General features: G+C 40.1%; 23 protein-coding genes. 4 read left to right on the plus strand and 19 right to left on the minus strand.

Annotated elements, in window-relative coordinates:
• The first annotated feature begins 75 nt into the window (after positions 1 to 75).
• Positions 76 to 1,272 (plus strand): FN3 domain-containing metallophosphoesterase family protein, encoded by a 1,197-nt coding sequence (locus IZT61_RS15130; protein ID WP_196097888.1) that lies wholly within the window; start codon positions 76 to 78, stop codon positions 1,270 to 1,272.
• A 55-nt stretch (positions 1,273 to 1,327) separates the two neighbouring features.
• Here the strand turns inward: IZT61_RS15130 and IZT61_RS15135 are convergent, their stop codons facing one another.
• From IZT61_RS15135 to IZT61_RS15165, 7 genes are all read right to left on the minus strand, one after another.
• Positions 1,328 to 1,513 carry a hypothetical protein gene (locus IZT61_RS15135; protein ID WP_196097890.1) on the minus strand — a complete coding sequence of 62 codons (186 nt, stop codon included), beginning with the start codon at positions 1,511 to 1,513 and terminating at the stop codon, positions 1,328 to 1,330.
• A 39-nt stretch (positions 1,514 to 1,552) separates the two neighbouring features.
• Positions 1,553 to 2,095: a DUF6934 family protein gene (locus tag IZT61_RS15140; protein WP_196097891.1), complete on the minus strand. Its 543-nt coding sequence runs from the start codon at positions 2,093 to 2,095 to the stop codon at positions 1,553 to 1,555.
• A 635-nt stretch (positions 2,096 to 2,730) separates the two neighbouring features.
• The gene (gene tsf / locus IZT61_RS15145; protein WP_196097893.1) at positions 2,731 to 3,576 is read right to left on the minus strand and encodes a translation elongation factor Ts; all 846 of its coding nucleotides are present in this window, start codon (positions 3,574 to 3,576) and stop codon (positions 2,731 to 2,733) included.
• Positions 3,577 to 3,686: 110 nt separating this feature from the next.
• A complete protein-coding gene (gene rpsB, locus IZT61_RS15150) occupies positions 3,687 to 4,520 on the minus strand; it encodes a 30S ribosomal protein S2 (protein ID WP_196097895.1) in 834 nt (277 codons plus the stop codon).
• A gap of 18 nt (positions 4,521 to 4,538) precedes the next feature.
• On the minus strand, positions 4,539 to 4,925 hold the full coding sequence (gene rpsI, locus IZT61_RS15155; protein ID WP_055913282.1) for a 30S ribosomal protein S9: 387 nt from the start codon (positions 4,923 to 4,925) through the stop codon (positions 4,539 to 4,541).
• A 3-nt stretch (positions 4,926 to 4,928) separates the two neighbouring features.
• Positions 4,929 to 5,372, minus strand: coding sequence for a 50S ribosomal protein L13 (gene rplM / locus IZT61_RS15160; protein WP_196097897.1), 444 nt, complete (start codon positions 5,370 to 5,372; stop codon positions 4,929 to 4,931).
• A gap of 757 nt (positions 5,373 to 6,129) precedes the next feature.
• A complete protein-coding gene (locus IZT61_RS15165; protein ID WP_196097898.1) occupies positions 6,130 to 6,759 on the minus strand; it encodes a DUF1579 domain-containing protein in 630 nt (209 codons plus the stop codon).
• A 188-nt stretch (positions 6,760 to 6,947) separates the two neighbouring features.
• On the opposite strand from IZT61_RS15165, the gene IZT61_RS15170 reads away from it, so the two are divergent.
• Together IZT61_RS15170 and IZT61_RS15175 are read left to right on the plus strand one after the other, a co-directional pair.
• On the plus strand, positions 6,948 to 7,250 hold the full coding sequence (locus tag IZT61_RS15170; protein WP_196097899.1) for a DUF4160 domain-containing protein: 303 nt from the start codon (positions 6,948 to 6,950) through the stop codon (positions 7,248 to 7,250).
• Position 7,251: 1 nt separating this feature from the next.
• Entirely contained in the window at positions 7,252 to 7,494 is a 243-nt protein-coding gene (locus IZT61_RS15175; protein ID WP_196097900.1) for a DUF2442 domain-containing protein, read from the plus strand.
• A 53-nt stretch (positions 7,495 to 7,547) separates the two neighbouring features.
• On the opposite strand, the gene IZT61_RS15180 is transcribed toward IZT61_RS15175, so the two are convergent.
• A complete protein-coding gene (locus IZT61_RS15180; protein WP_196097901.1) occupies positions 7,548 to 8,087 on the minus strand; it encodes an ORF6N domain-containing protein in 540 nt (179 codons plus the stop codon).
• 117 nt (positions 8,088 to 8,204) lie between these two features.
• Between IZT61_RS15180 and IZT61_RS15185 the strand changes: the two genes are divergently transcribed.
• Positions 8,205 to 9,284: a mechanosensitive ion channel family protein gene (locus IZT61_RS15185; protein ID WP_196097902.1), complete on the plus strand. Its 1,080-nt coding sequence runs from the start codon at positions 8,205 to 8,207 to the stop codon at positions 9,282 to 9,284.
• A gap of 126 nt (positions 9,285 to 9,410) precedes the next feature.
• On the opposite strand, the gene IZT61_RS15190 is transcribed toward IZT61_RS15185, so the two are convergent.
• The 11 genes from IZT61_RS15190 to IZT61_RS15240 form a co-directional block, all read right to left on the minus strand.
• Positions 9,411 to 11,702 (minus strand): Tex family protein, encoded by a 2,292-nt coding sequence (locus IZT61_RS15190; RefSeq protein ID WP_196097903.1) that lies wholly within the window; start codon positions 11,700 to 11,702, stop codon positions 9,411 to 9,413.
• 234 nt (positions 11,703 to 11,936) lie between these two features.
• Entirely contained in the window at positions 11,937 to 12,305 is a 369-nt protein-coding gene (locus tag IZT61_RS15195) for an iron chaperone (protein ID WP_196097904.1), read from the minus strand.
• 44 nt (positions 12,306 to 12,349) lie between these two features.
• Complete coding sequence (locus tag IZT61_RS15200; RefSeq protein ID WP_196097905.1) at positions 12,350 to 12,925, minus strand: pentapeptide repeat-containing protein; 576 nt, start codon at positions 12,923 to 12,925, stop codon at positions 12,350 to 12,352.
• Between the two features lie 494 nt (positions 12,926 to 13,419).
• Positions 13,420 to 14,406, minus strand: coding sequence for a pyruvate dehydrogenase complex E1 component subunit beta (locus IZT61_RS15205; protein WP_196097906.1), 987 nt, complete (start codon positions 14,404 to 14,406; stop codon positions 13,420 to 13,422).
• Between the two features lie 466 nt (positions 14,407 to 14,872).
• Entirely contained in the window at positions 14,873 to 15,430 is a 558-nt protein-coding gene (locus tag IZT61_RS15210) for a GNAT family N-acetyltransferase (protein WP_196097907.1), read from the minus strand.
• A 1-nt stretch (position 15,431) separates the two neighbouring features.
• The gene (tnpA, locus tag IZT61_RS15215) at positions 15,432 to 15,866 is read right to left on the minus strand and encodes an IS200/IS605 family transposase (RefSeq protein WP_196097908.1); all 435 of its coding nucleotides are present in this window, start codon (positions 15,864 to 15,866) and stop codon (positions 15,432 to 15,434) included.
• Between the two features lie 755 nt (positions 15,867 to 16,621).
• Positions 16,622 to 19,486, minus strand: a complete 2,865-nt coding sequence (locus tag IZT61_RS15220) for a PD-(D/E)XK nuclease family protein (protein WP_196097909.1) — start codon at positions 19,484 to 19,486, stop codon at positions 16,622 to 16,624.
• 8 nt (positions 19,487 to 19,494) lie between these two features.
• A complete protein-coding gene (locus IZT61_RS15225) occupies positions 19,495 to 22,731 on the minus strand; it encodes a UvrD-helicase domain-containing protein (protein ID WP_196097910.1) in 3,237 nt (1,078 codons plus the stop codon).
• A 176-nt stretch (positions 22,732 to 22,907) separates the two neighbouring features.
• Positions 22,908 to 23,429, minus strand: a complete 522-nt coding sequence (locus IZT61_RS15230) for an endonuclease domain-containing protein (protein ID WP_196097911.1) — start codon at positions 23,427 to 23,429, stop codon at positions 22,908 to 22,910.
• 136 nt (positions 23,430 to 23,565) lie between these two features.
• The gene (locus IZT61_RS15235) at positions 23,566 to 24,357 is read right to left on the minus strand and encodes a tRNA threonylcarbamoyladenosine dehydratase (protein WP_196097912.1); all 792 of its coding nucleotides are present in this window, start codon (positions 24,355 to 24,357) and stop codon (positions 23,566 to 23,568) included.
• A 48-nt stretch (positions 24,358 to 24,405) separates the two neighbouring features.
• Entirely contained in the window at positions 24,406 to 25,068 is a 663-nt protein-coding gene (locus tag IZT61_RS15240) for a TatD family hydrolase (RefSeq protein WP_196097913.1), read from the minus strand.
• Between the last annotated feature and the right edge of the window lie 87 nt (positions 25,069 to 25,155).

Here is a 25,155-nt window from a genome sequence, read left to right on the forward strand (position 1 = left end):
GTTCTTACAACTTCAAAGTTAAATATTGTAGCTATATATTTGGTTATAAGAGCAAATAGTTATTTAAATAAACCAATGGAAAATAGTAGAAGGAGTTTTTTAAAAGGGAGCCTCACGCTTGGAGCTGCTTCTTTAATAACGCCGTCGGTCGCACTTGCTACTCGGCCCCGCGTTGATGACGGATTTAAGTTCGCTGTTGGCCCGTATCTGCAAACCAATTTTAATAATTCTATGACCATTTTGTGGTTAACCAATAATATTGGTGCCGGTTGGGTAGAATATGGTGAAGCGCCCGATCAACTCAATCAGAAAGCTTTTGGTAAAGCAGAATTAGGATTAATTGCCGCCAATAGCAAGCTGAATATGATAACTCTTTCAAACTTAAAGCCGGGAACTAAGTACTATTATAAAATCGTTTCGAAAGAAATTAAAAGCTTTCAGCCATACAAGCTTGTTTACGGCGATACAATAAGCAGCGAGATACAACAATTTGTTAATACCGACGTAAACAAGGCGGAGATATCATTTTTGATGATGAATGATATACACGATCGGCCTGAAAGTATTCCGCATTTGATGGGTTTGGTTGGCAATGAGAAGCAGGATTTTATCTTTTTTAACGGCGACATTTTCGATTACCAAACTGATGAAAAACAAATTATCGATCACATGTTGCAACCCTGTGTAGATAATTTCGCAAGGCATACTCCGTTTGTTTATGTTCGGGGAAATCATGAAACCCGGGGAAAATTTGCCCGTGATTTTCCCCGGTATTACATGCACGTCGGGCATGCCGCGTTTACTTTGGGACCAGTGCGTTTTGTGATTTTAGACACAGGAGAGGACAAGGAAGATTCGCATCCGGTTTATGCCAACATCGTAAATTTTGATGACTATCGTGCGCAACAGGCCGAATGGCTCAAAACAGAAATTGAATCTAAAGCTTTCAGAAAAGCTCCGTTCAGAATTGTTTTAATGCATATCCCACCTCGTTTTTCCGGAGATGCGCATGGGCCAAAGCAATGTACCGAACTATTTGAGCCTTTGTTAAACAAGGGAAAAGTAGATTTGGTATTGAGTGGGCATACACATCGGCATATGGTGCATCAACCAGATAAAAATTTAAATCATTATCCATTAATTATTGGTGGTGGGCCAAAGGCTGGAACAAGAACCATTACAAAGATAAAGGCCGATGCAAATAAAGTTGTGGTGAGTATGCTCGATGATTCGGGCAAGGAAGTTGGGGCGTATACCGCAATGAAGAAGTAGCTAAATTTAGGCTGCCAAGAGATTCAGTGAGTGAGCATCCAGATTTGAGAAAATATTATTTTGAGCGCTTGTATATTGCGTTCAGTTCGGACATGAAGTGTTCAGCGTCATTTTTTGTTCTTATGACCTTGCCGAGACTATCCTCGTCGCAGAAATTTCTAGAAACAGGAGTTGCAGAAGTAGGCGATATTTTTGCAGCTTTTTTCAAGTCTTGAATTTTATTTTGAATGTGCTGATTCATAATACAAATATAATGAAAAATTGATGAACAAGTTTAAGGCTATTTTAGTTTGAACATATAATATCTGTAAAGATCTCGATTTTCTCTCTCATAATCAAATAGTTCTGGTCGAGGTTTAGCATAAGGAGTGCCATCTTCATGCGCTTCGTACTGGCCATTGCGGAATATCCTTACATACCAATCAACACCAATTGCTAGAAAAAATTCATTAAAATAAGCACGATTGTGTTTAAACATGCGGTGATAAAGTCTAGCCCTTAAGTCATTTGACCCATCGATACCAATTGTAAAGCCGTTATTAGAATCGAGAAAGGCCAGAGCTAAAAACAATACTGTAGAAAAGACCTTATTTATATTTGAGTGATGCAAACTCACGTTGTCCTTAAAACCTCCATTACTAGCAGGTGGCCCAAAGCCCAAATTGTACACATCTGGTAACAGCGGGTCTGGGTGTTTCGAAATCTTTACAAGTATCTGTTGAATACTGCCATCGCGTTGAAGAGCATTGAATCTCATTTCAGTTAAATCTTCTGCAATGAAAGTTGGAGGATAGGTTTGCTCAAAATCGATGGCTATCTGCATTTTGGAAAAAAAATTAGCTTCCTTTAAGGAATAAAATGTGCTGTAATTACTTTGATTAGTATGACTTTGAAATTGGTAGTCAACCAGCTAATTTATAAAATCTTCTCCAATATTTCGATCAGAACACAATGCAATTGAGCAGAGGCTTTCTCAAAAAGACAAATCGATAAATTTGTCACGCTGAGCCTTCTGGAAATCCGGTAAAATCGTCTCTGGACAAGTAGTCGAAACGGCCTTTCAAGCATTTGGGCTAGCCCTTCGACTATCTCTCCCGACTTTTCGGGAAGCTATCATTTACGTTTTTTGCAACTTGCTGTTTTATAAGACACTACATGAACGGTCGTCATTCCCAGCTTGTACCGATAGCTATCGGTAGGGAATCTTACTGTAAAAATAGCGCAACGCTTTAGGATTCCCGCCTGCGCGGGAATGACGGCAAGAATAGTTTACGTCATCCGATAGCTATCGGATCATACTGATTTTTATGCAATAAATTAGAACTCAGGATGACAATACTTCATTTTTGAAGCAGCCTCCATTCAGCTGCGCTTCAGTCGAGATGACGACCGTTTCTTAGAAATAAAGTCATAAAAAAAGCCCCGATTTCTCGAGGCTTCGTTGAATTTTATGGATGCTTATGCACCTAATTGTACACGTTTGAAAGCAGATACTGTTAAACCTTTAGAAGTGTTATCTAAAAATTTACGAACATCTACTGAACTATCTTTAACAAACTCTTGGTTTAATAAAGTGCTGTCTTTGTAGAATTTATTCAATTTACCAGCAGCGATTTTTTCAACCATTTCTTCTGGTTTACCTTCAGCACGAATTACATCTTTAGCAATTTCGATTTCACGCTCAATTGTAGCAGGATCAACACCGTCTTTATCAACAGCAACAGGATTCATGGCAGCAATTTGCATGGCAACATCTTTACCAGCTTCAGTAATATCAGCACCATTAGTGTTTTCAAATACTACTAAAACACCCATTTTACCGTTAGAGTGGATATAAGAAACGATTTTTTCGCCAGAAATATTTGCATACTCTTGAATAACGATTTTCTCGCCGATTTTACCGGTCAATTCAGTAATCGTTTCGGCTACTGTGCGTCCATCTTCCAAAGTAATTGCTGATAACTCTTCTGCAGAAGCAGGATTGTTTGCAACTGCTGCAGCTAAAACAGCCTGAGCTAAATTACGGAAATCTTCCACTTTAGAAACTGGCTCAGTTTCGCAAGCTAAAGCAATTAATTTGCCATTTGTGCCATCTGCTGAAACAGCGATTGATACCAGACCTTCAGAAGTAGCATTACCAGAACGAGCGGCAGATACTTTTTGACCTTTTTTGCGCAATAAATCAACAGCTGCTTCGAAATCGCCATTTGCTTCAACTAAAGCTTTTTTGCAATCCATCATACCAGCGCCAGTTTGTTGGCGTAATTTATTTACATCTGCGGCAGTAATTTGTACTGTAGACATTTTATCAGTTTTTACAAACAAATCCCGATATAAATCGGGACTTGCGAGTGATTAAATAATTTATGAATTTTGAATTTGTAACCTTTTATGCCCCTTTAGGGGTTGTGGGGTTACTCTTCTGTTTTGGTTTCTTCAGATGAAGACGCTTCAACTTCTGCTTCAGCAGCTTTTTTACGTCTTGGCTCTTTTACTTCTGGAGCATCAGCTGCAGCTTTAGCGGCTACTGCTTCTTTTTCAGCCTCATCTTCTTTTTCGCGTTTACGCTCGTCTAAACCTTCTTCAATTGCTTTGATAATGATATCAGTAATTAAAGAGATCGATTTTGTAGCATCATCATTCGCCGGAATCGGGAAATCGATGTTCGAAGGATCAGAGTTGGTATCAACCATCGCAAAAGTTGGGATGTTCAATTTCAACGCCTCAGTTACCGCGATGTGCTCTTTCTTAACATCAATTAAGAAAAGCGCTGCTGGTAAACGGTTTAAATCAGCAATACCACCCAAAAGTGACTCTAATTTAATACGCTCACGCTGAATCATTAAACGCTCTTTTTTCGAAAGGATCGAGTAAGTACCGTCTTTAGTCATTTTATCGATGTTTGACATCTTTTTGATTGACTTGCGAACGGTAGCAAAGTTGGTTAACATACCACCTAACCAACGCTCGGTTACGAAAGGCATGTTTACTTTTTTAGCCTGCTCAGCTACGATTCCTTTTGCTTGTTTCTTTGTAGAAACGAATAAAACTTTACGTCCTGATTTTACGATTTGTTTAATCGCAGCCGCAGCTTCTTCAGTTTTGGTTAAAGTTTTATTTAAATCTATAATGTGAATTCCATTACGCTCCATGAAAATGTAAGGAGCCATTTTTGGATTCCATTTACGGGTAAGGTGACCAAAGTGTACACCTGCATCCAATAAGTCTTGATAAGTTGTTCTTGCCATTGTTCTTGCCTCCTGTGATTAACGTTTACTGAATTGGAATTTCTTACGGGCTTTCGCACGTCCTGGTTTTTTACGCTCAACCATACGCATATCACGCGTCATTAGGCCTTTAGCACGTAATGCAGGTTTTTTCTCCGCATCTAGTTCAACAATCGCTTTAGCAATAGCTAAACGAACAGCTTCTGCTTGTCCTTTTACTCCACCGCCTTGTACGTTTACAGTAATATCATAACGACCAGTAAGCTCAGAAACCTCTAAACTTTGATTTACGATGTATTGTAAAGGTAAAGTTGGGAAATATACTTTGTGATCTTTACCGTTAACGGTAATTGCGCCAGCACCATCTTTTAAGTAGATACGTGCTACAGCTGTTTTTCTTCTTCCTGAAGTGTTAGTAACTGACATTTCTTAAAGTTTAATGGTTTTTGGAGATTGAGCTGAATGAGGGTGAGTTTCACCTGCATACACAAAAAGATTGGTGTAAAGTTTTTTACCCAATTTAGTTTTCGGTAACATACCACGTACCGCTTTCTCGATTACACGTTGAGGGTGTTTCGCCATTAACTCCTTAGGAGAAATAAAACGTTGACCACCTGGATAACCAGTGTAAGAAACATACTGCTTTTCGCTGAATTTGTTTCCTGTCAATTTAACCTTGTCTGCATTGATAACAATAACATTATCGCCGCAGTCTACGTGTGGGGTGTACTCAGGCTTGTTTTTACCACGGATGATCATTGCGATCTTCGATGACAAGCGCCCCAAAATCTCGCCTTGCGCATCAACAACAACCCACTGTTTGTTAACAGTTTTTGCATTGGCCGAGACAGTTTTGTAACTTAACGTATTCACTTGCTTGTATTTAATTTATTAAACAATTTATTATTCCCATTAAATTTGGGACTGCAAAGATAGATAGAAAAGTTTTATTATCAAATAGTTGATAACAAAAAAGTTTGCATTGCTGGTTGTAATAACGAGGAGCGCCGCCACGTGGCAAGCTGATTGGTGATTTTTTGTAAAGCTTGACGGAGGGGGGCTCTGTTGCATCCGTTGCAGACGTTTCGTGCCTACCATTTACGATTTCGGTAGATAACTGAATTCTGCGTCTGAACGCTTGTTTAGCCATGTGAATGGAACGTCAACTATGAACAATCGTCACCCTCAGCTTGACTGGGGATCTTACTGCTATGGCTTTAAGATTCCCGCCTGCGCGGGAATGACGACCGTCTTAAAACCGTCACTCATATTGATTTTATCAATAAATTACGTCTACCATTGACGTTATTGGTAGTTGAGTGAATTACAGCTACTTAATCTTTAGGTTAGCCAAATGAATGGAACGCCAACTACGAACAATCGTCATCCTCAGCTTGACTGGGGATCTTACTGCTAACGCTTTAAGATTCCCGCCTGCGCGGGAATGACGACCGTCTTAAGACCGTCATTCATACTGATCTTCATGCAATAAACTACGCCTCATCATGCCAGCGTGACGAAGTTGCTGCAAATTTTAAAAGTATATTGCTGCAATCCCGTTTAGGGGGCATGGGTTGTAAACTTATTATGGGTTAGAAGTTAAATGGATTTTAGAAATAATAGTTTGAAACTATTTTTTCCTTGTAAACTTAATAGCCATTGTTTTAACATCCTTGCCGTTTTTGGTGTGAAACATTTCCATTAATTGGTTATCCTCATCAATAAATTTGGTAATTTCCTTAACATCTATCTCTTTGCCAACCGATGGATCGTACATTTTGCCGGTTTGGGTTAAAGTTTTGCTTGCTTCATTATAAGTTCCCTCCAAAATCATCATTCCAGTGCCCATATTGTCGATCCAGGTGCTTATATAAACTTTACGAGCATTATCAAAGGCTACAGTACTTATACCTTCAAATGGCATTCCATCAAAATTACCGGTGTGCGTACTTTGTTGGTAACGGCCCCCCAAAATCATTTTGTTTACAGCAACCGATTTACTAACAGTTGGCGGGCCATCAGGATTCATCCACATGCTAATTTCTTCATCCCAGGTGCCATCGCTTTTTGCTAGCATTTTGTGCGCCTCACTGGGCGTCATATACACTTCCCAAGCTTTCATTGTTGCTGCTGAATTTAAAGGTTTTTCTGTGGAGGCATTTGAAGTGCTATCAATTGATGTTTGGTCGCTTTTGGTTGCGTTATTGCAGGCTGTTGCAAAGAATAGGGCAATTCCAGCTCCTAAAATTAAATTTCTCATGCTCCTTTTGGTTTTGGTTACAACCAAATATAATCAATGTTCAATTTATTTACAGGTTATTAGATGCGTTGCTCATTTTTTTCTTGGAGGTGGCTTTTTCACGATGAGCGCTCTCAATTCATCTAGATAACTAAAAGTCAGCGCAATATTCAGTAATAGACAATAATTATTTTAGCTATATTTGTTTAATGCCGAAACTATATGAATACTTAGGGCTAATTATACTTTTTTACTCAAATGACCATGAGCCCATTCATGTACATGGAAAGTACCAGGGAACAGAAAGCAAAGCCGATATTATATTTATAGATGGTGTTTTTAAGGAGATATTAATTTCTGATGTAAAGGGAAAAAGGCCTTTGGATTCAAAAAACCTGAAAAACTTTAAGGCCTTTGTTGAAGTTTTTAGAGATGATATTGTTGCTAAATGGGTCGACTATTTTGTCTACAACAAACCGATAGCATCAGAAGTTATAACAAAGAAATTATAAAATGATAGTTGAAATTAATAAAGCCGAATATCTGAAAGATTATAAAATTGCGTTTGAATTTTCTGACGGGGTTAATCAAACCGTTGATTTCGAGGCTTTTTTAAGGACTGCTAAAAACCCGATGTCGAGAAAGTATCTCGATATAGGCGAGTTCAAAAAGTTTCATATCGAATACGGCGACATTGTTTGGAACGATTTTGAAATGTGTTTTCCAATTTGGGATTTACATCAAGGCAAACTGTAATAACGACAAAACCCATTTTTGAAGGTGCAATTTGCGACTTCAAAAGATCTTAACTACAAATCATCATGCATAAAGCCCATTCTTTTCCTTGGGCCGATTTTCTTATCCATTAAGCGATCAAGGTAAGTAAATAAAAGTTCTATGTTTTTTTCCTGACTGTTCATTTTTCGCTTAAGCTCTTCAATATCATATTTTAATTCACCATTTTCGGTTAACCACTGCCTCAATCTTGTAAATATTCTCACGATTTGAATGTTTACCTGTATGGCTTGTTGGCTGTTTAATATGCTAGAAAGCATGAGTATGCCATGTTCGGTGAAAACAAAAGGCTTATACCTTAATCCCATCTTATCCGAATTGGAGGTCACAATTTGTGATCTCCAATCTTTTAACTCTTCAGATGTTAATTCAAACATGAAATCTTGGGGAAATCGGTCAAGATTTCTTCGTGTCGCTTGTTTTAAAACCCTAGTCTCCACGCCATAAAGTTCCGCCAAATCTCTATCTAGCATAACCTTATGGCCACGAATTTCATAAATCTTGTTTACTAAAATATTTTCGGGGATGATAGAGAGCGATTGTTTAGCTGCCATATCGTTGTTGGTTTTATCCAAGATACAAAAACAGTTTCGATTTTTGAACTCTCAACTTGATGAAAACAATCTACAGAGGCCATTGTTACATAAATTTATCCCTATTTATAATTGTTTATGCAGTACCTCGATACTATTTTCGGTTATCCAGTCCCATTAGTTATCAAAAACCTAATTATTGGCATCGCAGCCATTTTGCTCGGTGTTCTTGTAAAGTTTGTTATTCACAAAACGTTCATGTTATTGTCGCGGTGGTGGAACTTTGCCATCATCAAATCAACAATAAAGCACTTGCGCCGCCCGGTAGAAGTTTTTTTGCCCTTATTGTTTCTCAACTTTTCGATTGATTTAATGGATCTCTCTCCAAAATTTAGACTGGGCATTGATAAAATACTCGAAATATCACTTACCGTTACTTTTGCAATCATTTTGATCAGGTTAATCAATGTTCTGGAAGATTTTTTTTACCTCAAATATGATCTCAACAAAGAAAATAATTTAAAGGAGCGCAAAATCAGAACGCAGCTGCAGTTTGTAAGGAAGTTTATCGTTTCATTAATTATTTTAATAACCGCAGCTATCATTTTACTGAGCTTCGAAAGCATGCGTAAAATAGGGGCGGGCTTGCTAACGGGCGTTGGTATTGGTGGTATTATTATTGGTTTTGCGGCACAAAAATCGCTGGGAAACTTGCTGGCGGGCTTTCAAATCGCGTTTACACAGCCGATTCGTATTGACGATGTGCTGGTAGTTGAGGGCGAATGGGGCAAAGTTGAGGAAATTACTCTAACTTATGTTGTGGTAAGTATTTGGGACCAACGCCGATTAATTTTGCCTATAACCTATTTTATTGAAAAACCTTTTCAAAACTGGACGAGGGTTTCAGCAGATTTGTTGGGCACCGTTTTTCTTTATCTCGATTACACTATCCCGATTGAACCTTTGCGCCAGGAAATGACAAGGCTTTTAACAGCCAGTCCGCTTTGGGATAGGAGGGTGAACGTAGTGCAGATTACAGATAGCACAAAAGACGGATTGATTGAGGTACGCTTTTTAATGAGTGCCTCTAATTCATCGCGTGCCTTCGATTTGCGGTGCAACATTCGCGAAGGTATGATTACCTTTATTCAGGGTAATTATCCTGAAAGCCTGCCAAAGACAAGGTTGGAGTTTAAAGATAAGCTTAAGGAAATATAAATTGTCATCCGATAAGTCTCGGATGACAATTTTTACTTTTTCTGCTATTTGATCGCATAAATACTCTCTTTTACGATAAGTAACTGATAAAGATTCTAATGTTCAGTCGACATGACGCACGATGTGCTATTTGAACATCCCTTTCAGCTTAGCCAGCTTTTCCTGTAAATCGCCATCAGCATCTTTTGGCTCATTGCGAGGCTTAGCGCTTTGTTTTGGGTTGTTGGATTTAAAATCACGCTTACTTTTCTGCGTTTCAGACTTCGGACTTCGGACTCCCGACTTGGGACTTTCTTCACTTTTCATTGAAAGCGAGATTCTTTTGCGGGCAACATCAACTTCCATTACGGTAACCTCAACCTTTTGATGAACCTTTACCACATCATTCGGGTTGGCCACAAAGCGATTGGCCAACTGGCTGGTATGCACCAAACCGTCTTGATGTACGCCAATATCAACAAAAGCACCAAAATTGGTAATGTTGGTTACAATACCGGGAAGCTTCATACCGGTTCTTAAATCGCCAATTTCGTTTACGCCATCTGTAAAACTGAAAGCCTCAAATTGTTCGCGTGGATCTCGACCGGGTTTGGCTAGTTCTTTTAAGATATCGTTCAAGGTTGGCAAGCCAATATCGTCAGTTACATATTGTTGCGGCTTAATTTGCTTTTGCAATTGTGTATCCTTCATTAAGGCAGAAACGGTTGTGCCTAAATCTTTCGCCATTTTATCGACCACGACGTAACGCTCTGGGTGAACTCCGCTCGTGTCTAGCACATTCTCGGCATTGCGAATGCGCAAGAAACCTGCTGCCTGCTCATAAGCCTTGTCGCCCAAACGAGGCACCTTTTTTAAACTTTCACGGTTTTTGAAAGCCCCATTTGTATTTCTGTAATCGACAATGTTTTGCGCCAAAGTTGGGCCTAAGCCGGAAACATAAGCCAAAATTTGTTTTGAAGCCGTGTTCAATTCTACGCCAACGGCATTTACAGCGCTGATTACGGTATCATCGAGACTGGCTTGTAACTTATTCTGATCAACATCGTGCTGATACTGGCCAACTCCGATAGATTTTGGATCGATTTTTACCAGCTCCGCTAAGGGGTCCATCAAACGGCGGCCGATTGAAACAGCGCCACGAACGGTAATGTCCTGCGTCGGAAATTCTTCACGGGCAACTTCAGAAGCCGAATAAATTGAAGCACCACTTTCATTTACCATTACAACGGTAATGTGCGGCAGGTTTAAACCTCTGATAAAAGCTTCAGTTTCTCTGCCGGCGGTTCCATTGCCAATGGCGATGGCCTCAATGTCATATTTTTCGCAAAGTTGCTGAATGGCGAATGCTGCATTTTTAATATTTCCCTGTCCGGTGTGCGGATAAATTGCGGTGTTTTCTAACAATTGACCTTGCTTATCTAAACAAACCACTTTACAACCAGTGCGGAAACCGGGGTCGATAGCCAATACGTTTTTCTGTCCCATTGGAGCTGCCAATAACAATTGGCGGGCATTCTCTGCGAAAACACGGATGGCTTCCTCGTCTGCTTTTTGTTTGGTTAACACGCGAAGCTCGGTTTCCATTGCGGGCTCCAGTAAACGTTTGTAACCGTCTTCTAAGGCTTGCTGCACTTGCTTAGACGCTGCATTGTTTGCCAAAATAAACTGATTTTCGAGAATTTCCAATGCGCCTTCGGCGGGTGGCAATGCATCTAAGCGCAAAATCAATTCTTTTTCGCCACGGCGCATGGCCAAAACGCGGTGCGAGGCAGCCGTCTTCACCGGTTCGTTCCATTCAAAATAATCCTTGTACTTTATACCTTCCTCTTCCTTGCCCTTAATTACTTCTGATTTAAACACGGCTTTCTCCTGGAAGTATGTGCGCATTTTGGTGCGTGCTTCGGCATTTTCGGAAATCATTTCTGCAATGATGTCGCGGGCACCCGCGAGCGCCTCATCAAGTGAGGCAACCCCTTTCTCGGCATCAATAAATTGAGCGGCCGAAGTTTCTAAATCAAAACTTTGTTGCTCAAAAATTTGTAAGGCCAGCGGTTCTAAGCCCTTTTCCTTTGCCGCCGAAGCACGGGTTTTGCGCTTCGGCTTGAAGGGTAGATAAATATCCTCCAAAAGCGAAATGGTTTCAGCCTCGTTTAATTGTTTTTCGAGCTCAGGCGTTAACTTTCCAAGGTCAGTCATCGATTTTAAGATCGCTTCCCGTCGCTTGTCCAAATCGCGGAGTTGCAAAACCCTGTCGCGTATGGCGGCAACTTCAACCTCATTTAAACTGCCGGTTAATTCTTTTCGATAACGCGAAATAAAGGGCACTGTTGCACCTTCGTCTAACAAATTGATGGTTGCAGTTACTTGCTTTTCTGCAACTTTTAATTCAGCTGCAATTATTTTATGGTGAGTTAACATATTCAAAATTAAACGACAAAGCTAATCAGGATTTACTGGATTTGCCGGTTTTTAAAATCAAGTTTTCCACTAAAATATGTGAGTAAATTTATTAGGGGAAGCTTCTTTACCGTCTTAGAAGTTGCGTAGCGAACGGATATCTCGATTGATGAAAAATCGATCTTCGATATGAGGACAGCGAAAGGTTGGTTTGAAGCGCAATATGTAAGTTTATCAAGTGAAGAAATTCAAGTGTTACTTTTTCCTCGTCGGAGCCTTATCCCTCTCCGCCTTAAACTTTGTAATCCTGGCGATCAAATCCAACGGCATCGGTTTATCAATTGGAAACTGAACGGCGCCCTTGCTCCATTTGTAATCGCCAAACTCATGCTGAAATGCTTCGATTCCGGAGCCTGTTGGGTAAAAGCCGATGTGGTTTTTATAGGCTGCGAAGTAAACCAAAATCCCATTTTGTTTAAATGCAGGCATTTTATAGCTGATTACCTCTTTGGCATTTGGTACAGCGTTATGTATCGTTTCGCGAAGCTGCTGCAGAATTGTCTGTGTTTTTGCAGGGAAAAGGGCAATGTACTCATCAATTGTTTTTGGTTCCTGTTTTTCCATGATAGCTAAAATCCTTGCATGAAAATACAAAAAATCCGATGGATTTATTCACTAATCTGAATATCGTATTTATATAAAAGACCTGCCAAGCCCGATTTAGAGAAACGTGCCTTTTTGACGCGATTGCTGTTAGGATCGATGGAATAATTATAAGCTGTTCGGAAATCGACCTTTTCTAAGTTTGTTCTATCGAATGTTGCCGCTGATAAATCGCAATAATCAAAAACCGATTGCATTAAGTCGCATTCTGAAAAATCAACTTCATGCAGCTGTGAATTTTTGAAAGTGGTTTTCTTCAGTTTCAACTTATAAAAGGAAGAATGGTCTAGCTTACAATTGTCGAAACTGAAAGCGAGTCCGAAATCGTTACAGTTTTCGAAACGGAGCCCCAGCATTTTGCAATCGCTAAAATTAACGTCGATTAAAGCTGTTTTGGCAAAGCTTGCAAGACTTAAATTACATGAAATAAATTGGCAGTCTAGGAATTTGACACCGCTTAAGTCGGAACTTGAGAAGTTACAGTTGATAAATTTGCAGTTTTCGTATTCTGCTTTTGGTAAAGGCCGCAAGGTGTAATCTTCTTTATCAAACGTTTTGTCGGCTATGTAATTTTCGGGCATGGGATGTACTGCTTATGCCGCGAAGTTAAAAATTACCAGTCGGTTTTGAGGGTTTAAGTAAAAAACTGAGTTGAGTTTTTGTTTGCAGCAACCGTGAATTGCTGTCATGCTGAGTTTTATTTTTTAGCAAAGATAAATATGAGTAACGTTTAAGGCGGTCGTCTTCGTAGCGCAAGCGGTCCCGAAGCTTTCCGGATTAAACCTTAGCAATCAAGATGCCCAGTAAAGCTACCAATGACAGGTTCTAAAACTTGGTCGTCTTTTCGACTGTAGCGTAGCGAAACGGAGAAATCTTTTAAGCATCATTTTAAGCCGAGTTTGAAGTAGACTAAACCCTAAAGGCTTAAACTGATAGCAAGCGAGGTTAACTAAAAAACTGGTTGCCCATCCGAAAAGGGCAAAAAAAATCCTCCAAATTGCTTTGGAGGATTTATATATTGTGTCTTCGACTACGCTGAGATCCGATAGCTATCGGATGGCAATCGAATGGATAATTACTTTTTAACGTACATTACTTCTTTAACTGCCTTAACAACTTTCTCGGCATTTGGCAAGCTTGCAGCAATTAAAGTTGGCGAGTATGGAAGTGGAACATCGGCACAAGTTATACGTAAAACTGGTGCATCTAAGTAATCGAAAGCTTGTTTTTGAACCATAAAAGCGATTTCGCCCGAAAGTGATGCCAATGGCCAGGCTTCTTCTACAACAACCAAGCGGTTTGTCTTCTTCACTGATTCGATAATGGTAGCATAATCAATAGGACGTACGGTGCGTAAATCAATCACCTCAACGTTGATGCCTTCTTTGGTAAGTTCTTCTACGGCTGGATTTACCACACGGGTCAACATTTTACCGAAAGTTACGATGGTTACATCGGTACCTTGTTTGGTTACACTGGCCTTGCCGATTTCTAAATAATATTCTTCTGCAGGAACGTCTCCTTTATCGCCGTACATTACTTCCGATTCCATAAAAATAACCGGATCGGGATCTATAATGGCTTGCTTTAATAATCCTTTTGCATCATAAGGTGTAGCGGGAACTACCACTTTTAAACCTGGTGTATTTGCATACCAGTTTTCGAAGTTTTGAGAGTGTTGTGCGCCTAATTGGCCTGCGTTACCAGTTGGGCCGCGGAAAACCATTGGGCAAGAGAACTGACCGCCGCTCATTGATAAAATTTTAGCTGCGCCGTTGATGATTTGGTCGATAGCTACCAGTGAGAAGTTGAATGTCATGAACTCCACAATTGGAATGAGGCCTGCCGTTGCAGCACCAGTTGCAATACCTGCGAAGCCTAACTCGGCAATCGGGGTATCGATAATGCGTTTCGCACCAAATTCATCAAGCATGCCTTGACTTACTTTGTACGCTCCGTTATATTCTGCTACTTCTTCACCTAATAAAAAAACGCGATCATCTTTACGCATTTCTTCTTGCATGGCTTCGCGTAGTGCTTCTCTAAATTGGATTTCTCTCATTGTAAATTTTAATAACGGAGGCAAATATAATTATTAATCGTATGGAAACCAAAGGCAATAATGCGTGTAAATTGTAATAATTATGGTTCACTATTGGCAACGATAAGCGTTATTATTGTTAGTTTTTACCTATAAGTGCTGATCGCTGAAATAATATTTTGCGATGCCCTAAATGGAGCTCGTTTTTGTGTTAGTTTTTATCGATTCTTCGAAACATCTTAATAAAACATCTATTACTTATTTCTTGCTCTGGCGCTAAACTTGGTTCTATCCAGTCTTGGTGGATTGTCTTCGGGGTAACCGTAAGCGGTACTGTTTAAATAATTTGCAATTCGTAATCTTTCCTGCCACGTTAATGTGCGGTAATATTCTGCATGAGATTTTTAGGCCTCGTCGGATGTTTGGACCTTAAATGCTGTTCTGTCTAAACGATACATAATCAAATATAAGCATATTATGGATTTATCTAATGGCCTGGATTTAGCAAACCATAAATTTCGCTATCTAAGAATTGCCCCCTGAAATAGTAATTTTGCTTAAAATGAGCTTCTTTTTTAAATCCATGTTTAATCAAAATTTGCTGCGAAGCATTATTCTTAGGACTAACATTAGCACAAATACTATGTAAGTTCATATTTTTAAAACCAAAGGTGATTGTTTTTGCCAAAGCTTCTGAAACAATGCCCATCCTCCAATAATTAGGATGTAGCATATAACCAATCTCTGCTCTATGATTTGCATAATCTGTGCGCCAATAACCTAAAGAGCCAACCATTTGACTAGGGTTTTCTTTCAATGCAATTACCCAAGCAAGGTTATCGCCATTCGCGAAACCAATGTTAAAAGATGAAATAAATGCTTCAATTTCCTGAATATTTTTAGGCCTTTCTCTATAAATGTATTTCATTACCGTTTCGTTCGTTCGCATGGCGAATAAGGTTTCGGCATCCGAAAGTGCGTGCTCCCGCAGAATTAAGCGTTCGGTTTCAAGTACAGGAAATTTGGTGAAGTTGAGGGTTAGCATTTTAATCTTTCTGTAGTTCAAATTTATACTTATCGATGAACTCTTTTACTTCTTCATCAAAAGTTTTTTTACGATGGTGGTTTTCCTGATTTTTGATGTAATTACTTACAGTTTCTAAGTTCGATTCGCTAACTGAAACAGCAAAATAATCGTCTTGCCACATAAAGGTGTCGCTGATGAGATTGTTGTTGTTTATCCAGTGCGCCGATTCTCCTTTTATCAATTGAACCACTTGGGCAATAGTTTGTTCTTTCCCAAGCGATATCAAACAATGCAGGTGCTCAGTGTAGCCATTGATGTCTTTTAACAGAATGGATTTTTCCTTACAGTTCTTTGCAATGTGATTTTGAATTTGATAGCGAATGTTTTTTGTTAAATAGGGATGTCGGTTTTTTGTTGAGAACACAATGTGAACCCAAATTCTTACATACGACATAATGGAAAGTTTGGCTGAAGCCAATATAGGAATTTATTTTGAAATCCGTCGGCTAAAGCCAGACGGCAAAGTGGTGGATAATGCAGATAGCGAGTTGGCTTAGTGAGCTGCCTTGCTCATTGCCGGAGCGCTGCAAGGTGATGGTTATGCAGATAGTGATTTGGCTTAGCTTGCTCATTTGCTAAGCCGTCGGCTGAAGCCAGACGGCAAAGTGGTGGATAATGCAGATAGCGAGTTGGCTTAGTGAGCTGCCTTGCTCATTGCCGGAGCGCTGCAAGGTGATGGTTATGCAGATAGCGATTTGGCTTAGCTTGCTCATTTGCTAAGCCGTCGGCTGAAGCCAGACGGCAAAGTGGTGGATAATGCAGATAGTGATTTGGCTTAGCTTGCTCATTTGCTAAGCCGTCGGCTAAAGCCAGATGGCAAAGTGGTGGATAATGCAGATAGCGAGTTGGCTTAGTGAGCTGCCTTGCTCATTGCCGTTGGTATCAACCAACGGAGACTGCAAGGTGATGGTTATGCATATAGTGATTTGGCTTAGCTTGCTCATTTGCTAAGCCGTTGGCTAAAGCCAGACGGCAAAGTGGTGTATAATGCAGATAGCGAGTTGGCTTAGTGAGTTGCTTTGCTATTGCCGTTGGTTTCAACCAACGGCGTTTAAGACAATAGGAGACAGGCTTTAGCCGCATGATAGCAAAGTGAACAAGCTAGCCGCCTTTTACATTCCCGTTGGTTTCAACCAACGGGAAATTGGATCATTTCCCAAACAAGGTTTTATAAATCGAATATTTATAATTATCCGGAATTTCGCTAGCCTTAAAATAAGGAGCACTAAAAAGTTCGGCAAGCTTTTCTTTGAGTTTAGTTAAAAACAAAGGCTTAATTTCTTCCAAAAAATCGCCCCGCAATACTTGCCTGTTCGATTTAAACCAAACGCCGCCATAAACAGGGTCGTTCATGGTTTTAACGATATACAAATTCGGTTCAACACAGGTTTTGCCGGCGAATTGCTCGTACGCATACGTGTAAAGCAACGTTTGAATCAGGGCCTTGTTAATATGTTTTCCATCCGAATTAAAAAGTTCATCTACATCCTTAAATGCCAATTTATCGCTTCCTGTTTTATAATCTACAATTTTTGTAACACCGTCCTTAACATCAACCCGGTCTATATATCCAAAAATCTTAACGCTTTCATCCTTTCCATTTAACGGAAAGCTGATTTCGGCTTCAACCTTTTGCTCAAGACTGATAATCGTAAACGGCGTTTGCGAAATATCGTGGTTCAAAATAATGTTCACATAAGCATCAACAATGGCCAAAATCACTTTTTGCATGCCTTTATATTCCATCACCAAATCGGGATGATTAAACATTACTGCGTTAAAAGCCCGCTGTATAAGCTTCGGAACGGTGCTTCGTCGAGCGTTGATTCTTTCAGCCGTAATTTCAGCATCCCTCAAATCTTCGTAGAAATACTCCATTACCTTATGCAAAATCGAACCAATCTCGTTAGCCTCAACCACGGCGCTAATTTCCTTTGGTTCCTTGATGCCGGCGATATAATTGAAGAAAAAATCGATCGGATTAGAAATGTATTGCGTTAATGCCGAAGGCGACAAAATTTTCTTTTTGTCGAGGTACCTTTGTAATGTTTGCTGAATAAAGGCATTGCCCGTTTTCTCTATCAGAACTTCTTTTTGCTGTTCAGTTTTTACTTCCAGATTCAGCTCATTGTAGGTAAAACTGAAGCCGCTTTCGTACTCCAGTTGTTTTAAGATTCTGCTGGCTTCGCCCGAAGTGGATTCATCAGTTAAGCTGTTATAAACAAAGTTGATGTTTCTTGCCCTTTGCATTAGGCGATAAACCATGTACGATGAAATAGCATCGAGATTTTCTAAAACAGGCAAGCCGTACACCCGGCGAATAGAATCTGGAATGAAACTATTTCCGATTGATGATTTCGGAATAATTCCTTCATTAAAACCTAAAATCACCACTTTATCGAAGTTTAAGTTTCGGGTTTCAAGCAATCCCATCACCTGAATGCCATTTAGCGGATCGCCAGAAAGCGGCACAGAAATGGCCTGTAGCGATTTTTGAACCAAATAAATCACAAACGGAATTTCTTCTTTCCCGATGTGGTTTCCAAACGTATCCTGTAATCGATTGAGTTCTTGAATGGTTTTCACAAACAGCTCCGCATCAATCTTTTTTAACGTTTTGGCGTTCGATAACCTCGTTAAAACAAAATCCAACACCTCCAATAAGTTCGCAACTACAAACTGAGGTCCGTCAATTTTCTTGTAAAACACTTCGAACAAACCGCGTTGCCGTAACAACCGTTTGTGGTCAATTTCGACCTGGTTTTCGGCTAGCAAGGCGGTGAGGATCTTGTCACGCATTTTTTGCGTCAGGCCGGTTAGCGGATGCGTTAAAAAAGATTCAACATTTTTGTATAGCACTTTCTCGGCTTTTAAAATTTCGAGCTGACTGGTTAGCCATAAATCTACCAGACCAAAAATACTCGAAGTTGCCAACGCAAAACCCATCGTCACATTCAAGTCTATTGCAGCGCCATTATATGCAGTTGGAATTGTTTGCAAGGTAGGAATCAATAAACTTTCGTCGGCCAAAACGATAACCGTTTTACCAACGCTTTCGGCATTCGCGTAATCTTCCTCTAAAATTTCATTTAGTATTTTTGCCTGCGCCGACTGGCCTTGAACCTTAAACACGTTCACCTGATGTTCGCCGTTTTTCATGAGGCTTTCAGCCGCAGCAAATTCATTTTTTAAGCCGAGCGTATTCAGGTTTTTCCTTAAAAACAAACCGGCTTCCTGCGAAACATCGTCTAAATAATAGCTGTCGGCATCGAAATAGAATAATGCCTTATCCGCTTCCTGTAGTTGAGTAAATATTTTGGCCTCGGCGCTGCTCAGCGCATTGAAACCAACAAAAATGATTTTTTCTTTGCCAAAGTTCGCGGTAAATTCCCTGTGGCTGGTAATATCGCCAGCCAAATGGCGGTAAACAGAACCGTTGGTCAAGTAGCCTTGCTCTTTTAGCGTAGCGTGAAACTTATTATAAAGCTTTGGCATCCGTCGCCACATTTTTATAAATAACTCCTGTTGCTTCTTGTGTTTTCCTTCCGAGTAAGAAGTCCAGAATTGAGACAGAAACTGGTATTGCTCAGGACTCAAATAATCGAAGTCCTGATTAATTACCGAAATGTCCTCCAAATCGCGATACAGCTTCTGAGCATCTACCAAATCAGCATCTATCTGGCTAAAGTCACTTAAGATGATTTTCGCTAAAGGAAAAAACTTGTAGCTGGATATGGCCTCTAACTTTTCTTCGGCCAATAGCTGATTATAGATTTTATGCAGCGTAAAAAACTGCAGGTAAAAATCGGCAATTTTATAGCTGGTTGAGCACGAAAAGAACTCCTGAATAGTAAAAAACGAAGGACTAAAAAAAGGCTTCCGGATAATGTCGGCCAAATGCTTTTGCAAATAAGCAGCTGGCCGTTTATTGTTGAAAACGATTGAGCAATCTTGTAAACGGTCGCCAAACCTGGTAACTAAATCTTCGGCAACTTCCTGTAAAAATGGTTTCATCTGCATCATTATACTAATTTCAATCGGCCCTTCACTGCGTAAAAAAGGTAAGTTCTTATATTTTTGTAACCCATGTTTTTCAAAAGATCCTTGTAATTAAGCACCTGCTGAATATGTTTTTCACTTTCCTCGATAGTGAACTTGTAATCGAGGATAATCACTTCTTCATCGGTGATCAGCACCCTGTCTGGCCGATGAAGCTTTCCGTCAGCATCTACAATATTTTTTTCGGTAATGCTTTCCTTCGCTCTATCTAACAGTTCCCGAAGTTCAGTATGGTTTAACACCTCGAGCGCAGAACCAATGAGTTTCTGCTTTTCTTCGTCTTTAATAATCCCCTGCAATACCAGGTTTTCTGTATAAGCGGCAACCTCTCTTTCGCTGGCGGCACTTGCTAAAATATCGTGTAATAACGATCCTTTGCGCCCAGATTTTTCAATATTGACCAAATGTTTTAAGTGTTTTTCTTCTGATGGAATGTAAAGTTCAGAAAGCCGGCTAGTTGTTGGATAGCTTTTTAAGTTGATGAAATTTGCTTCATCGGGCTTGTTTTCGTTCGTTACATAATCCACAATTTCATAAACGCCGTTATCATCAAACTCGTCGGCCAGGGTAAGATTGATTACATCGCCCATATTCGATAAGTTAATTTCCTTGTTTCCTTTAGGTTCGGCCTTGGCCATTGTGGCAATATACAGGTAGTCTTTTGAACGTGTTGTAGCCACATAAAGCATATTTAAGGCATCCATATTATTGTACAACAACTCCTCGTAATAGGCTGTTGCAATGGCCGAATCGGCAAGGGCCTCATTGTACTTTAACGGAATGCCCCGCAGCTCTTTGTAAACAGTATCTTCTGATGAAACCCAGAAAGTAGAATTGGTTTTACCTTTAACTTCCCAGTTACAAAAAGGAACAAAAACCGCTCTAAAGGCCAGCCCTTTCGATTTATGGATGGTAATGATCTGTATGGCATTTGCACCCTCGGGCGATGGCAGCGATTTTTTCACGCCGTCTTCATCCCACCAGGTTAAAAAAGAAATGATGCCTTTTTCGCCCAATCTGCCCGCATTGGCCGTTAAATCTCTAAAGGCGAGCAGATAAGGAAGGTGCTGGCTGAGGTTCTTTAAATTGTAAGCTTCAATTAAAATTTCTACCAGTTCGGCGAGTGGGAGTTGTAGCCACGATTGCCAGTTTTCGCAGAGCGATTGTGGTAAAACCCGACCTAAAGTGCTCAAAGAAACATTGTTGAGGTGCAGATAATGATCGGCACTGGCCGCTTTTTGGTGCAGCGAATGGTAAAGCGCAATGCAATTGGCCTTGTACAAAGCCGTTTGAGCATCGAGACCAATGAGGGTTTTTAGCGTATTAATGATGAGTTGAACTGCCGAGTTATTGGAGATTAGCAATGCATCGCCCGACAGAACGGGCAAACCTTGTTCCATCAGTTTTTCAACGGTGAGCATGGCTTCGGTGTTCGAGCGCACCAAAATAGCGATGTCTTTTAAGGCATAATGTTGTTCATCTTTTAGGTGAAAAATTTCATCGATTACGTCGTTCAAGGCGATATCTCTAAAAACCGTTTCCGAAAATCGGACTTCCTCCGGAGCCTGGTCCTTGCCAAATTTCTTGATTTTTATTGTTCCGCCTTTTAGTGTATTGGGGGCGGAATTTTGTGTGGCGCCTGCATAAATATCTGTTATAATGGAATCGAAATTTTCGTTGTTCCACCAGTTGGAGATATTTTCGGGCTTGCCTGCTAAATTTTGATTTAGTTCGTTTTGTAGGGTTAACGGAATGGAGCGGTAAAGGAAGTTGTTGAACTTGATGATGTTCTCGGCACTCCGGTAATTCTCCGCCAAACTATCTTCAATAACATTGTGAGCACCAACATCCACTTTGGCGTGTTTATGTAATATGTTCCAATCTCCATTTCGCCAGCGATAAATTGATTGTTTCGTATCGCCTACTATTAAGTGGTCGGTCAATTCTAAACTGGGTGTTGCAATGGCGTTTGTTAAAAGCGATTTAAAACTCCCCCACTGACTGGTAGAGGTATCTTGAAACTCATCAAACAAAAAGTTTCGGTATCGGTTGCCCACTTTCTCCCAGATAAACGAAGGGTTATCACCTGCATCTTCGGTAATTCCCGAAATTAATTTTTGGGCATCGCTAATTAAAAGGTTATCATTTTCTGCCCGATATTCTTTCAGCAATACTGCAATTTCTTGCATCAACCGTAAATAATACAAGTTTTTGTTAAATGCAATGGCTAATTGATAGTTCGGCAAATTCGCCAAATAATGCGCTTTTATCTTTTTTAAAATGGGGTTTACGATTTCGAATGCTTCGGGCATGTTTGCAGCCTTCTGAAACCATTCGTCAGGCTCGTCAATTAACTTAAAAACAGATTCAGCTTTTGATAAATCGCCACGGGCAACCAAAACCAGTTTAGTCAGCGGACTTCTCGATTTTCCTTTCAAATGCTCATTTTCTACACCTAAAACATTTAGTGCTTCGTACGCATCGGTTGCCAGCTGAATAATTTCATCTTCGAAGTTTTTTATCTCACTTTTGGTTACGTTGATGTATTTTTTAAAGAGCTCATCAATGTTCTCGAGGCCCAATTCCTCAACCGCTGATTCGAAAATCTGAAACCGTTCAGAAAAGATTTCTCCGATAAGGTTGTACAATTCGATTTTATAGTTCCAGCTTTTATTATCGCTGATGCGCTCAATAGCCAGATCGATAATCCATTGCAGCAACTGTTTGTTATCGTTTAGCGCTGCATCAAGCTTGTTTACCAAATCATCCTTAACCTTGTCATAATTCATTTCTAAATTATAATCGGCGTTTAGGCCCAGCTCAAAAGCAAAGCCGCGGATTACTTTCTGCACAAAGCCATCAATGGTACTTACCGAAAAGCGGCTATAATCGTGCAGAATTTTGCGGTAAATTTTATCGGCTTTCAGCTTCAAACTTTCAGCTTTTAACTCGGGATAGGCAATTAAAATCAGTTGACGATAATCGTCGATTTTTTTTGATGGGTTACCCTGCGCCAAACCAACCAGCACCTCTAAAATCCGCGATTTCATTTCTTCGGTGGCCTTGTTAGTAAAGGTAACAGCTAAAATTTCGCGGTATTTATTTTCGCCACTAAAAAGCAGCGTAAGGTAATGGGCGGTTAAACTGAACGTTTTGCCAGAACCGGCAGAAGCTTGAAGGATTTTAAGTGGTTTAGGCATAGTAGGCTTGTTGATTGAGGCTGAATTAATTTACTTTAACACCCCGCCCTGCTGGTACCCCTTTTGTGAGAGGGGGATTTAGCGCAGAACCTGACATTGTTTTAATGCGTGTGGTTGTCTGCGTTATGCATTCCCCTCTTTTAGAGGGGTGGATGCGTAGCAGACGGGGTGTTCAATTATGTTTTAACCCCATAATGTTCAATTATATAATTTTCTAAGCCCATTAGTGCAAAATTCATAGCTCTCATCACATCATCAACAGAAATTCTGTAAACCCTTAAGCCTAGAGAAATAAAATAATCTTCTCTTATTTTATCATATACTTCTTTACCGTCGTGACTTGATCCATCAATTTCTATGATTAAGCCTAGCGCTTTTATATAGAAATCGACGATATAATTGCCAATAACTCTTTGCCTGTCGAAATCTATTTTATGGAAATTGCCTTTGGTTACCTGCATCCAAAATAATACTTCCGGCAAATTTCTTGCTTGGCGAAGTAACCGGGCTCTTTCTTTGAGCTTATTGTTATATGGAAGTTCTAAAATTAAACGTTGTTCTATTTCTATTCCGTTTATGAAAATTGGTTTTTTGTTTAACTCGCTCTTGTTTGACACCCCGCCCTGCGGGCACCCCTCTGGGAGAGGGGAATATGAATCGCCTAAATTATTGGCAGGTATCTTAAGAATTGTTTTCATTGACAATTGATGTTTTTGCGCTTTGCAATTCCCCTCTTGAAGGGTGCCCGCAAGGCGGGGTGGTTTTTACAAACCCTAATTTACAACAATTTAAAGCCTTTCAGAAATCATAATATTAACAATTGGTTGAACAAACCTATCTCGTTTTCTTTTTCTTCGCTAAAACCTTGTGGCTGATTCTTGCGGGGCGCTCGGCCATTTCAATTGGCAAACCCAATAAATCTCTGATTACAACCGATGCGCAGGCTCCGCCAAAGGCCGCCGGGAGGTAAGAAACCGTTCCATACGCCGATCGTTTAAAATTGCTGCCATCTGTCATAATCATCGAGCGCTTATCCATTTCTTCGTTTGAAAATACGGCCTTTATTTTATCGGCGTTCGCCAGTTTATTCAACCGCTTGCGTACATAACTGGCAAACACACATTGGTAGGTGTTTGGAAGTAACGTTACCCTCAATTTCGTTGGGTCCATTTTGCCCCCGGCGCCCATTGAACTAACAATTGGGATATTCCGTTCTAAAGCGGTAGAAAGCAGGGTGATTTTTGGCATCACACTATCAATGCAATCCATAATATAATCAAATTCCGATTCGAGAATTTCGCGGCATTTCTCTGGAGTAAGGAAACTGTTCACCACATGCAGCTTTAATTCGGGGTTGATGGCGAGTAATCGCTCGGCCATAATCGCCGCCTTACTTACACCATGGTTGGTTGCTAACGCAGGCAACTGCCTGTTGCGGTTTGTAGGATCAACAACATCGCCATCAACGATCGTCATTTCGCCAATGCCCGATCGGCAAATAAACTCGGCAGCGAAAGAACCCACACCGCCCAGGCCGATAACCAAAACGTGTTTGGATTGAAGCGTATTTATGCCTTCATCGCCTACCAAAAGGGCCGAACGGGAAAGCCATGCTGTATCTGACATATTTTTATTGATATTCGAAAACGGACTTATTTTTAATTGTTTTTACCATCAAAAACCGGATTGATAATGCGGTTCCAATTGGCAAAAAATGCGAGCTTTGAGATCATCTACAGCACATTTTTTTAAATTGGCTGCGGCGAGGTAAACTTCTTTAATGGGAACTTCCGAATCATCAGTTTCCAAAAAGAAATCATCGATCTGCTGAATCAAATTTGTAACGCCAGAATTAGGTTTTAAGAGACTAGCTCCAAAGGAGAGCAAAAATCCTTTACCCAGTAACTGTTTGCCCATTTCTTCGCTTTTATTAAAGCCGTGAATAATCATCGGAACCTTGACTTTTAATTGCTCCTTCATTTCAATCAGCTCGGCAAAAGCCTTTACGCAATGAATAATGATTGGCTTTTGTAAGTGCTCCGCGATGGCAATTTGCTTTTCAAAAATAATAATCTGGTTGTCCAGACTTTCGCCTTTCAACTTATCTAAACCACATTCGCCGATCAGTTTTACGTTCGGCTGCTTCGCCAAAACAGAAAGATATTTCAGTTGCATTTCTAAGTTTTCCAAAATGGCGTACCACGGATGCAGCCCTATCGAAATGGGCCTGGTTTTGGGCATCGCCAGGAAAATATCGCTCGTTAACGATAAGCTTTGGATGCTCGTTTCGTCATGTTTTTGGGCACTTTTGTGGCTATGTATATCAAGAAAATCCATCGATATACAAAGATAAGATTTTACAAAATGTATTTACTCTGTAAAGAATTTAATGGTAATCTATAAAATTAGTCGACTTTGCTAACT

Source organism: Pedobacter endophyticus (genome assembly GCF_015679185.1).
Classification (GTDB): Bacteria; Bacteroidota; Bacteroidia; order Sphingobacteriales; family Sphingobacteriaceae; genus Pedobacter; species Pedobacter endophyticus.